This is a genomic window from Mucilaginibacter gossypii (assembly GCF_900100945.1).
GTDB classification, from domain to species: domain Bacteria; phylum Bacteroidota; class Bacteroidia; order Sphingobacteriales; family Sphingobacteriaceae; genus Mucilaginibacter; species Mucilaginibacter gossypii.
Genome location: NZ_FNCG01000011.1, coordinates 26768 through 38779, shown reverse-complemented (window position 1 = coordinate 38779; position 12012 = coordinate 26768). Strand labels below are relative to the sequence as shown.

The 12012-nt window shown below is 42.3% G+C and carries 10 protein-coding genes; 4 read left to right on the top strand and 6 right to left on the bottom strand.

Annotation, left to right across the window (positions count from 1 at the left end):
• Positions 1–71 precede the first annotated feature (71 nt).
• A complete protein-coding gene (locus BLS28_RS18920; RefSeq protein ID WP_091171093.1) occupies positions 72–2144 on the top strand; it encodes an alpha-amylase family protein in 2073 nt (690 codons plus the stop codon).
• A gap of 80 nt (positions 2145–2224) precedes the next feature.
• Here BLS28_RS18920 and BLS28_RS30955 read toward each other — a convergent pair whose 3' ends face one another.
• The 6 genes from BLS28_RS30955 to BLS28_RS18890 all read right to left on the bottom strand — a co-directional run bounded on the left by BLS28_RS30955 (position 2225) and on the right by BLS28_RS18890 (position 8488).
• Positions 2225–2398 carry a hypothetical protein gene (locus BLS28_RS30955; RefSeq protein ID WP_176844513.1) on the bottom strand — a complete coding sequence of 58 codons (174 nt, stop codon included), beginning with the start codon at positions 2396–2398 and terminating at the stop codon, positions 2225–2227.
• A 388-nt stretch (positions 2399–2786) separates the two neighbouring features.
• A complete protein-coding gene (locus BLS28_RS18910; RefSeq protein WP_091171085.1) occupies positions 2787–3653 on the bottom strand; it encodes a helix-turn-helix transcriptional regulator in 867 nt (288 codons plus the stop codon).
• Positions 3654–3665: 12 nt separating this feature from the next.
• Positions 3666–4031: a VOC family protein gene (locus BLS28_RS18905; protein WP_091171082.1), complete on the bottom strand. Its 366-nt coding sequence runs from the start codon at positions 4029–4031 to the stop codon at positions 3666–3668.
• 277 nt (positions 4032–4308) lie between these two features.
• On the bottom strand, positions 4309–4935 hold the full coding sequence (locus BLS28_RS18900) for a response regulator transcription factor (protein ID WP_090524105.1): 627 nt from the start codon (positions 4933–4935) through the stop codon (positions 4309–4311).
• 2 nt (positions 4936–4937) lie between these two features.
• Complete coding sequence (locus tag BLS28_RS18895) at positions 4938–7898, bottom strand: ligand-binding sensor domain-containing protein (RefSeq protein ID WP_143020821.1); 2961 nt, start codon at positions 7896–7898, stop codon at positions 4938–4940.
• Between the two features lie 122 nt (positions 7899–8020).
• Complete coding sequence (locus tag BLS28_RS18890; RefSeq protein ID WP_143020820.1) at positions 8021–8488, bottom strand: hypothetical protein; 468 nt, start codon at positions 8486–8488, stop codon at positions 8021–8023.
• Between the two features lie 286 nt (positions 8489–8774).
• On the opposite strand from BLS28_RS18890, the gene BLS28_RS18885 reads away from it, so the two are divergent.
• From BLS28_RS18885 to BLS28_RS30950, 3 genes are all read left to right on the top strand, one after another.
• Entirely contained in the window at positions 8775–10592 is a 1818-nt protein-coding gene (locus BLS28_RS18885) for a PAS domain-containing sensor histidine kinase (RefSeq protein ID WP_091171072.1), read from the top strand.
• A 14-nt stretch (positions 10593–10606) separates the two neighbouring features.
• Entirely contained in the window at positions 10607–11434 is an 828-nt protein-coding gene (locus BLS28_RS18880) for a hypothetical protein (RefSeq protein WP_091171575.1), read from the top strand.
• 311 nt (positions 11435–11745) lie between these two features.
• On the top strand, positions 11746–11919 hold the full coding sequence (locus BLS28_RS30950; RefSeq protein ID WP_176844512.1) for a hypothetical protein: 174 nt from the start codon (positions 11746–11748) through the stop codon (positions 11917–11919).
• Positions 11920–12012 lie beyond the last annotated feature (93 nt).

The following is a 12012-nucleotide window of genomic DNA, read 5'->3' as shown; positions in this document are numbered from 1 at the left end:
GCTAAAATTCCAATAGCATATTTGTACATAATTAATAAAATGTAACTTAGACATTTAATAACCTAAAATTCATGCGAAAATTTCTTAATTGTTTTATAATTGCTGTGCAATTGTCCGGTTTGCTTTGCGTTTGGCAGCCGGCAATTGCTTCAGCATCAGCTAAAACCAGCACTAATCAACCCTCCCAACAAGGCGGCATATCATTTTCATATAGCCCGGCCGGCAACATCAGCTATGACCAAAAAACCGGCACTTTTTCTGTTATCGAAAACGGCAAAACTGTACTTAGCAATTGCTATAGCAAGGCAAGCGTCAACGGAAAATTTATTACTTCAACAGCATACAAAAGCATTGCTTATGCCAAAACCTTAATAACCGATGGCTTTGGCAAAGGTGTAAAACACACTTTCACTTTAACAGGCAATAATTTGCCAAACATGATGCAGGTGTTTTATACTTACCCATCGCATAAAGGTTACTTTTTTGTGGAGCTTTATGTTGAAGGCAAAAACCTGAAAACAAATTACATGGAGCCAATAGCCGGTAATATGGCAGCAATACCCGGCGATACCCGTTCGGTATTTGTGCCTTTTGATAATGATACCTTCATTAGCTATGATTCAAAAGCATTTAAAGCACCGCTCACCAATACCAGTGCCGAAGTAGGGACTGTTTTTGATAACAGTAGTCGCAAAGGCCTGGTGTTTGGATCCGTTGAGCATGAAACCTGGAAAACTGGTGTGCGTACCATCGCCAAAAAAGATAGTGCCAACACCTTTGAAGTATGGGGAGGCTACACCGAGGAAGCTGTAAACCGCGATAAAATTGCCCATGGCTATATCAGCGGCAATACAGTTAAATCGCCTAAAGTATTTGTAGGCTGGTTTGCCGACTGGCGCAAAGGCATGGAAGAGTTTGGTAAAGCCAACCGCATTGCCGAACCACCTTACATTTTTAACTGGACAAAACCCACTCCTGTTGGCTGGAACAGCTGGGGCGTTATGCAGGAAAAACTCAACTACGATAAAGCTATCAAAGTAGCGGATTTTTTTGCCGATAGCATCCCTGCATTCCGCAACGGCAATACGGCGTTTATTGATCTCGATTCGTTTTGGGATAATATGATCAGCGGTGGCTGGGAAGGTGATTTTGGTAAGCTGAAATCATTTGCGGATTATTGTAAAAGCAAAGGCCTGCAACCCGGCGTGTATTGGGCCCCCTTTACCGACTGGGGCTGGAAAGGCGGCCCCGACCGCAAAGTTTTAGGCAGCAACTACACCTACGGCGAAACATGGACAAAAGTTGGCGACACCTATCATGATATTGACGGTGCGCGTGCAACCGATCCAACCCATCCGGGTACCCTTCAACATATTGACTATGTAATTGGTAAATTAAAAGCCTGTGGTTTTAAAATGATCAAGATCGACTTTCTGGGTCATGCGGCTGCCGAATCAAGCCATTTTTATGACCCGAAAATCACCACCGGTATGCAGGCGTATAAAAGGGGGATGGAACACCTGATTGATCAGTTGGGTGATCAGATGCTGGTTTACGCTGCCATTTCTCCCAGCCTGGCAACCGGGCGTTACGCGCATATGAGGCGCATTGCATGCGATGCTTTTAAAACTGTAAAAGATACCCGCTATACCCTCAACAGCGTAAATTACGGCTGGTGGCAAACTTACTTATATAATTACATTGATGCCGACCATGTTGTACTTTCAACCGAAAGTGAGGGCGCAAACAGGGCAAGGATGCTCTCGGCAGTTGTTACCGGCACGTTCATAACCGGTGATGATTTTTCGACACATGGGCAATGGACTGGCAGAGCAAAAGCTATGTACCAGAATCCTGAGATTTTGAAAATTGTGCAAAATGGAAAAGCCTTCAGGCCAGTTGAAGGTAACACCAAAACAGGTACAACCGAGCAGTTTACGCAAAAAATTGGCAACAGCTTTTACCTGGCCCTGTTTAATTATGGTGAAACTGATAAAGTTTATACTATCGACCCGAAAAGGATTGGTATGGAGGCCGGAAAAGCAGCAAATGCGAAATCGTTACTGCAAGGCACTAATGTAAACACAAAAAGCGTTTTGCTAAAAGCAGGAGATGCTGAATTATTAAAATTTGAACTGAACTAATAAACACTGCAAAGGCGCCGGCAACAGATTCCCCTTTAATCGCCGGACGCCTTTTGAGGGGATGAAACCCTGTATCGTTTTTAACTGTTCAATTTAGCCGATTTTGCCCGTTTGCATGCAAGCGGGCATTTTGATTTTTTGGCGTCCATGCAGCATTTGTTTTTGTGTTTAATGCCCGCAATGTTAGTCTTTTCTATCTGGAGCGAAGTAAAAAACAATCCGCCGGTAACGGCCAGTATGGTAAAAAATTTCATAGCAGTAGGTTTTAACTTAAAAGACGATGTTTTTTTGCGAATGTTACAGCAAGGAAGGCAAATGTTGATTTTCGCATATTTTTTTGACAGGACCATCATTCAATGTCATTGCGAGGAGGAACGACGAAGCAATCGCATACCGTACAGGGCGGTCATGCTTCCGTGCGATTGCCGCGCTACGCTCGCAATGACATCATTTGTATGTTCTCCTCATCCTCCTACCCTCAAAAACAAAAAGTCAGTGACCTCGCGTTACTGACTTTTTCATTAACTATTAACTGACCAAATATCCTTAACAAAAAACTATCTGGTACTGCAAACATAGTGTGTTAAGTACGTGCTACATGTGTGAAAAGCACCATCTTGGCACACAAAAAAAATTTTCGTATCATGCTGATTGCCTGTATTTTAACGGTGTTATTTTATAATGCGTACGGAACAGCCTGATAAATGAACTTGGGCATTCAAAACCCACCATGCCAACTACCTCATTTACAGGAAACCGGGTGTCCTTCAGCAACATTAATGAGCGTCTTAAACGCAGCTGGATCAAAAACTGATGCGGTGTTAAACCAAAAGCCTGCTTAAAAGTGCGCAGCAAGTGATTAACCGAAAGGCAGGCATGTTCGGCAAGGTCTTCAAGGCTAATATTCTGATTATAATTGCTGTACAGGTACTCCTTAGCCAGGTTAAGACGGCGCAGGATCTCAACCCGGGTACCCTGGTTCAAAAAGTCGAGTTTTTCTGCTTTTTTACAGATCTCATCATTATAAATATGAAAATAATTAATGAGCGTATGGTGCAGGTATTCGTTGATCAGCATTTCATCCTGCATCCCATTATCCAGGTGTTGTTTCAGGTGACATACATTGTACTTGATATCGCCCGCAAACGGATATATAGTTTCATTAAACTCGGGCTGTATTTTGCCGTTATCATAGCCTTTAGTTAACAAAGTGTCATTGTCAAAGGTCCAGCAATCTTTAAAATCCTGCAAAAACTGCTGATCAAAATTGATGGCAAATGATTGTACCTGCTGCCCCAGATCGGTATCGGTTGAATATTGTGTACCCCTGTTCAGGATCAGGAACGAATCGGGATATATGGACAAATGCCTGCGGCCAATATCATAACGTTCATTACCGCTTAATACAAAGCGAAGGCTTAAATCTGAAGTATACTGCGGCCCCTGCCTCTGGCCGCCGGTGCGGCTTACAATCTTGTTGTTGTTGCGTAATACTTTTGAATAGTCCATTGTGATATGATTTTATTGTTCGTTATAATTTCTTTCTTCCAGTAACATAAATTTGTTCCCCGCCGGGTCTAAAAATTCGGCTGCCAGTCCGGCCGGTAAATACGCAGGCGATTTGCAAAAAAATACGCCAGCCGTACGGAGCACATGATAATCGTTCAAACAGTCGGCAGTGTTAATGATAATATTACTCTTATCACTGTTGCTGTCATTATTAGTTACAAGCAACGCCACATTTAATTTATCCGACTGGATCACCGTGCTTTCCCTGCCTTCGTAAAATGTCATTGTACCTGTTATTTTGAAACCTAATTTTTGAGTATAAAAATCAATTTGCCCCTCAAAGTCGGCTGTATACACAGGTATATATTTCAATTTCATTTTACAGTAGCTAACGGAAACCAGATTTTAATGATGGAAACCAACCTGTTAGTCAGGGGCAGCAAACAGGATAATTTTTGAAGCGGGTTTACAGTAGCCGGTCAGTTAAAACTACTTAACATATCAAAGGTACTTTACCCGCGGGGGGATAGTATCCCCCTATTTGGGGGATTTGTGAATTAGTGAAATCAGTTCACAATAGGCAATCTGTGGGGACAGAATCGGGGATATGATTATCTAACGAGGCGACCGTGCCCAAACACTGGAGCATCGTTAACTATATCAACTTATTTTGCCTGGCCAGTTTAATGGCATCAGCACGGGAGTTTACATCAAGCTTAAGGTAGATATTTTTGATATGGCTGCGTACTGTTTCAAGGTCAATGAACAATTCATTGGCAATCTGACCACGGCTTTTGCCTTCGCCTATCAACTCCAGGATCTGGGTTTCCCGCTTGGATAAGGGCGATTCCTGGTTTTTTTGAAATGAGCGGATCACCAGGCGTGCAATGTTGATACTCATAGGGCCGCCGCCTTCACGTACTTCTTTTATCGATTCGATGATCTTGGTTGATGGGGTGTTTTTTGTAAGATAGCCCGATGCCCCGTTGGCCAGCGCGTTAAAAATCTGCTTTTCAGATTCATAAACAGTAAGGATCAAGATATAACAATTGGGCAACAGCTTTTTTAATTTGGGTATAGCATCAATGCCGTTAACTCCGGGCAGCTCTATATCCAGCAGGATTACATCGGGTTTATCCGCAGCTATTTTTTTAGCAGCCTCGTCATATGAACAATAGGTACTTATCACATCATAGCCCTCGGTAGCACCAATTAAAAAGGCATAGCCATCGCGCAGGGTTTCATCATCCTCAATAATACTTACCTTAATGTTACGGGCCATGCTTAATTGCTTAACTGATTTTTACTAAACTTTAATGTTACTGATGTGCCTTTACCTGTTTCCGAATTAATGAGCAATGATGCATTGATCCGTTTTGCGCGGGCATTAATGTTATTGATCCCCCGGCCGCGATGGGCGGCGCTGCTATCAAACCCCTTACCATCATCGGTAACCCGGAGTGCTATCGCGTTTTTATCGCTCTGATCAAGCTCAAAAACTACCTGTCCGGCATCGGCATGTTTAAGGATGTTATTTAACAGTTCCTTAAATATCATGGTGATGTTACGGCTGTATTCCATAGGCAGTTTTACCAGCTGTATATCTTCATCAACGGCAGCAAACTCAAAATCAACCGATACATCATGAAAAACCTCTATCCCTATTTCGCGGATATGGTTCAGGGTTTCATATAAGTTATCACTTTTAGGGTCGAGCGCCCACAGGATATCCTTTGTACCGTTGTATAGTGATGCCGCGTTTTGCTTTATTTGATCCACAATTCCGCGCTGATCCGCTTGCTCTTTATCTATTTTGGCATTCAGTATTTCTGATAAGACGGTGATCCGGGTTAATTTGTTACCCAGATCGTCATGAAAATCTTCGGCTGTTTGCTGGCGGATCTTTAATTTCTCTTCACGCTTCATGGCTTCAATTGCCTTTTGACGTTTTATTTTACGTTGATGAACTAAATTTTGTACCCCGAAACCCAGCAGAACTAAAAATATAATGGCTAATAACCTGAAGGTAAAAGTTTGATAAAAAGGCGGAATGATCACAAAACTGAAACTGGCCATCTTGGGCGATACCTGCCCGTCGGGGCTTATGGCTTTTACCTTGAAAGTATATGTACCCGGCGGCAGCGAAGGATAATTGACCACATTATTGCGCATGGGCGAACTAAAAGCACTATCCAGCCCAACCAGCTTATACTGGTAAGATACCGCGTCAGGATTTTTGAGGTAAACACCAAGAAAAGATATCGATAAATGATTTTGATTATGTTTAAGCTCGGCCCAGTCATTAAGGTCAATTGAAGAGCGTTTTTCGCCATCCTCCTTCATCAACTGTACCGATTTGATGAACACATGCGGTGGCGGCGCGGGAACCATTTTTGTCATGGTATTATACACCATAACAGCCTTGGTGGTACTTATCCAAACCTCGTGCCCACGGTGCATAATAGCGTTTTGGTTGGCCTCTACCACTGGCTCCTTTGAGCCTATGTTATCAATTACCCAAAAAGTTTTCTTTGCAGGGTCATATTGCATCCGGTTAATTCCCTTACCGGTACCCATCCAAAGGCGGCCGCGTTCATCAGCAACAAGACTGTAAATGCTATTCGCTTTGAGTCCGTCATCAACATTATAGATATTTACCGCCCCGGTTGTCATATCCCAGGTGTATAACCCGCTATCATCTGTACCAACCAGCAGCAGGTCGCGATATCGGATCATGCTGTAAACAGCCGTTGCCGGGAAAGATTTAAGTTTAAACCCCGAAACTATCTTTTTATTTACAGCAAGCATAACACCGTTTTGGGTGCCTATCAAAATAGAATCGCGCCCCAGGCTAAGCATTGCAGACGAATAAGGGGGAATACCCTCCAATTGTTTCAGCCCGCCGTTTTGGTAATAGAAGCAGCCCATTGACGTGCCCAGCCATATAGTACCGTTATCATCGGCAGTAATAAAATTGCAGGCAAAAGATGAACTATTTTTTACCTGTCTGAAACCCTTTTTATCATACTGCCATAAACCGGTTTGCCCGGTACCAATCCAAACAGTGCCGTTTTTATCCGTATATAAACTCTGCACCCCCTTTAAATATGGCGAACCAATTGGTACAGGTACCTCGCTGGTTTTTTTCCCGTCATATCGCAAAAGACCGGCTCCATCTATCCCCATTAAAACATTTTTGTTCCAGTCTTCAGTCACCGACATTACTATTTTTGATTCGGGGATACCCTGTGTACGATCAAAAACGGTATATCTGTCGCCTTCGCAGCGGTAAAGGCCATTGCCAAGGCTGCCCAGCCACAAGTTTTTATCTGCATCAAAATAAATATCAGGGACAGAGTTATCGGTAAGTCCGTTTGATGAGTTATAGTGGATCACACCATCACTCATAATACAATAGGCTCCATTATCGGTACCTAGCCAAATATTGGCATCAGCGTCCTGTTCAATGCACAATAACTGACCTTTTATTTTTCCGGTAATATTTTTTTCATCCAGTGGTTTAGCCATACCATTCCTGGCGCATAACAAACCCGAGCGGGTTAGAAGATAAGTTTTGTTTTTATCAAAACGGTCGAAAAAAATCCTTTTGATAATTTGCTCACTAAATTGGGAATCAATATCAATTACATGTTCCCATTTTTGCCCTTTAAGGCGATATATACCCTTTTTGTAAACAGACACATATAACGAACCTGTGCTATTAACAGCCAAACTGGTGATAAAAATATCAGGATCATCATTAATAGGGACATGCTGCATCTTATCATTCTTCACCCTGAACAACATCCCTGCAGCTGTAACCCAGATAGTCCCCTCTCCATCCTGGGTTATGTTACCTACAAAAGAGCGTTTAACCGGTATATCCGGTTTATACTTTATAATCCGCCCATTATAAAGCCTTGCAAGCCCGTTCATGGTACCAAACCAGGTACAGCCCCCCTTATCCGAAAAAACGGTTGCAACGTAATTATCAGGTAAACCTGTTAAGCGGGTATAAGCAGTAAAATCCTTTCCATCAAAACGGCAGGCGCCACCAAATGTACCTATCCACAAACGATGATCGGTATCCATGGATAGCTTGTTTATTTGCGACTGGATGAGCCCATCCTCAATATCATAGTGCGCAAAAATGTATTTCTGTGCATGGGCCCGGCCTGTAAACAATAGCATACCTGCCAGGAAACACAAAACCAGAAAAACGGGGAAACGCGATAGCTTATTCAATTAAAAACGTAAATTAAATTACCTGTATGGGGGTGCAATTAAAAAGTTAAATTAAAGCTAATTAAAATAAAAAAAATCACCCCAATAGGGTGATTAATTATTGTCGGTTAAGGAAGTAAAATTTAGTTTTTGGCTACCACAGAATTGTCGCTATTTAAAGGTGTTTTTATGTCCTCAAACATTTTGCAAACCTGGGTAATTTTCCAGTCCTGCCGCTCATTTTTCTCGATGATCAGGTAATCATGCTGTGTGCAGTTTTCATAATTAAAATCAACCCGTGCAATTACCATGGCATCGCTTTTGGCAAGCACTTCGTAACCCGACTGGCAATTTTGCTGGGTACCGGCATCCTTTTTCATCATGCTTACCAGGTCGTCTTTTTCCTGTACAAGTACCTTTTCGCCGCGGGGTAACTTCAATACAGAATTGTCACTCATTATTGATTTTAATTTTTTAAAGTTGGAGGTCATGTGGCTGTCAATGAAATCGCGGATCACGCCGGCGTATCCTGTTTCGGCGGCCGTACGGCCATACATGGTGCTGGCAGATAATAACCCTACTATACATGCCAATAAAAATTTATTTTTCATTTGTGATATTTTTTTGATCAAATGTGGGTAGGCTTTGATCAAAAAAATATGCCTATCACACCTAAGCAATGCAACCGTACCCGGCCATACAGCAAGCTGGTGTCTTTCGCCTATAAAGATCATTTTTTGCACTTTTTGAGCAGATCTGCAATTAATCTGAAAATCTGTGCGGATAATTCTTTAATTATCAATAAACCATAACAGAACCTGCCCTGCATATTTAAATCTGTACGAAAATATTTTTATTTTTGGGAGCATCTTTTACCGAATAAAACCACGCCATAACTTGGAACCTACAGAAAACTTTTTCCGAAGCATTATTGAGGCCTCGCCTTTTCCGGTGTATATGTGTATGGGCCCGGATAAGCTCATTGCCATAGCCAATGATGCTACCTTAAAGGCATGGGGGAAAGATAAGTCGATAATTGGAAAACCTTTTGACGAGGCGCTACCCGACCTTCAGGGCCAGCCGTTCAGCAGCCTCATAAGCGAAGTATACCGTACCGGCGAAACTTATCACGGCAACAATGCACCTGCCGAATTTATAATTAACGGCAAACGGCAAATTAATTATTACAAGTTTACCTATCAGGCTGTACGTAACTCGCGCGGTAAAATAGTTGGCGTTATTTGTTTCTCGACAGATGTTACCGAAATTGAACATGCCAGACAGGCTATGGAAGAGAGCAGGCATACCTTGTATAACATGGTGAGGCAAGCACCCGTGGGCATTTGCATTATAAACAGCGATAATCTGGTAATTGAAGTAGTGAATGACTCGTATCTTGAGCTGGTAGGCCGTAAACGTGTAGAAATGGAAAACCGGGGCGTTTGGGAAGCCATCCCTGAAACGGCCGAATTGTATGCCCCCGTAATGGATAATGTTATTGAAACAGGGCAACCGATTACCGCCAAGGAGCATAAACTGCTGCTTGTACGCAATGGCGTACCCGAAATGGTATTTATTGATTTTGTTTATGAACCTGTTAAAGGTTTTGACGGCGAGATAAGCGCCATTATGGTAATTGCCATTGATGTAACTGAAAAAGTTTTTGCACGCCGCAAAATTGAGGAAGCTGAAGAAAGGGCCAGGCTGGCCGTTGAAGCTGCTGAAATAGGCACCTTTGATCTTGACCTGGTTACCGAAGAGATACTTACATCCGAAAGGTTTAACATTATTTTTGGAGTTGGCCGAGATGCCCCCCGCGATTTATTTTTGAAAGCACTGCATCCCGATGACCTTGAACTACGTAATAATGCTCATAAAACCGCGCTTACTACCGGAAAACTTTTTTATGAGGCAAGAATTATCTGGCCAAATGGCTCTTTACGCTGGATCAGGGCGCAAGGCAAAGTTTATTATGGTTCAATAAACAAACCGTTGCGTATTCTGGGCACCTTGCTTGATATAACCGAATTTAAACACCTGCAACAACAAAAAGATGATTTTATAAGCGTTGCCAGTCATGAGCTAAAAACACCGATGACATCGATCAAGGCGTCCATGCAATTGCTCGACAGATTGATCAAGGTTGATCCCTCATCTGATAAGATCCCTCAGTTTATTAACCGCGGCAACAGCAGCCTGAATAAAATGCAGCAGCTGGTTGATAGCTTACTTAACGTTTCAAAAATTACCGCCGGGCAGCTTGCACTTCATAAAACACATTTTTTGGCAGCCCAAATGATCAATGAATGCTGCGACCACGTGAGGCTTGCAGGTACGCATGAACTTGAGCTTACAGGCGACACCGATCTGGAACTATACGCAGACAGGCAACGGATAGACCAGGTTGTTGTTAATTTTGTAAACAATGCGGTTAAATATGCGCCCGACAGCAACCGGATTGTCATCAATATCAGTAAACAGGACAACATGGCCAAAATATCGGTACAGGATTTCGGCAGGGGAATCCCGCCGGAAAACATCCCGCATTTATTTGAACGCTACTACCGGGTTGATACTTCGGGTATTCAATATTCAGGGCTTGGACTTGGCTTATATATCAGCGCCGAGATCATTGAGCTTCACGGCGGCGAAATGGGGGTTGAAAGCGAAGTGGACAAAGGCAGTACTTTTTGGTTTACGATACCGCTAAATTGAAATTTAAATCCCGATTGAAAATAGTAAAACCCATAATCATCGTTTTATTGTTTTGCCTGCTCACTGTTTTTACACAAATTGGTGGGCTGGTTTATCTCATTTCAATTAGCCTGCACAAACTAATCAACAAAACCTTAAATAATAAATATTACCGCCAAATCACCAAGGCTGTAGTTTTTATGGTGTTATATTGCCTTACCACTTTTTTAATTGTACCTCCGCTTGCCAGACTTTCGGGCAGGGTGCCGCTCCCCTTCTCCCAAATCAATCATTTAAAGCCGCTAAACCGGCTAACCTGCCTGTTCAATCGTAATTATGTTCGCCCACAACTTAAGCAGGCTGCATTTGCCGTAGCTGCCGAAATGAACCATAAATATCCGGGAAGTGCCCTGAATTATCTTGACGCGAGCTTTCCGTTCATTAATGGGTTTCCGCTTATGCCCCACCTGAGTCATAACGATGGTAAAAAACTCGATCTTGCATTTTTTTATATTGATAACAAAACAGGCTTAGAAACCGATAAAACACCTTCGCCAATCGGATACGGAATTAGTGAAGAGCCGCGCGCCGGTGAAATCAACACAACACAGGCCTGCCTGATAAAGGGTTATTGGCAGTACAGCTTTTTGACTAAAATGGTTCCCCAGAGCAATAAAGTTAATTTTACTTTTGATAGTTTACGAACAAAGGCACTTGTAACCCTCTTTGCATCGCAATATGTCATCAATAAAATATTTATCGAACCTCATTTAAAAAATCGTCTGGGCATCCAAACACCCAAGCTACGATTTCACGGATGCCGTGCGGTAAGGCATGACGACCATATTCATGTCCAACTATAGGTTTAAAGCATTCATCATTTTTCAACATACGAATTATAACAGATTTCCCAGGAATTGCCTTCAGGATGGGCAATAAAACCGGCATAACCGCCCCAGAAAGGTTCAGCCGGATGCTTCAGGATTTGTACTTCTGCCAGCCTCAAAGATCTTTAACTGCAAGAGTAATGCGGCTACATGGGCCTGCATAGTGTATTTTTTTATTAGATCCTATCCAATCATGAATCAGGGTTTGTGGCTGATTTTATTTCATGCTTAAATTTAATTGTCAGTTAATACAGCCGGGGTAAATTTAGCTAACCAAATATATAAACATGCAAATCAATTATTTTACAGTAGGCATTGTAATAACCTTGTTAATAACATTAATAGTATGGATAGTAAAAACCGACCGCAAAGACGAGAAAAGCTTTGAACAACAAATTATTGACCGGGAACTTAAACCAAGGGAACATCCCAAACCGCAAAAAGCCGATAAAGCCATGTGATCGGGTAAAACCCGCTATCAACTCACGTAGTTTCACGTATCATTTTGTGCAGTCATTTTTTTAAATTTAGCAACCCAACCTAATATCTATCTC

Coding starts and splice junctions, on each gene's coding strand:
- BLS28_RS18920 (WP_091171093.1), top strand. CDS start 72: ATGCGAAAATTTCTTAATTGTTTTATAATTGCTGTGCAATTGTCCGGT.
- BLS28_RS30955 (WP_176844513.1), bottom strand. CDS start 2,398: ATGAAATTTTTTACCATACTGGCCGTTACCGGCGGATTGTTTTTTACT.
- BLS28_RS18905 (WP_091171082.1), bottom strand. CDS start 4,031: ATGAAATTGAAATATATACCTGTGTATACAGCCGACTTTGAGGGGCAA.
- BLS28_RS30950 (WP_176844512.1), top strand. CDS start 11,746: ATGCAAATCAATTATTTTACAGTAGGCATTGTAATAACCTTGTTAATA.
- BLS28_RS18910 (WP_091171085.1), bottom strand. CDS start 3,653: ATGGACTATTCAAAAGTATTACGCAACAACAACAAGATTGTAAGCCGC.
- BLS28_RS18890 (WP_143020820.1), bottom strand. CDS start 8,488: ATGAAAAATAAATTTTTATTGGCATGTATAGTAGGGTTATTATCTGCC.
- BLS28_RS18900 (WP_090524105.1), bottom strand. CDS start 4,935: ATGGCCCGTAACATTAAGGTAAGTATTATTGAGGATGATGAAACCCTG.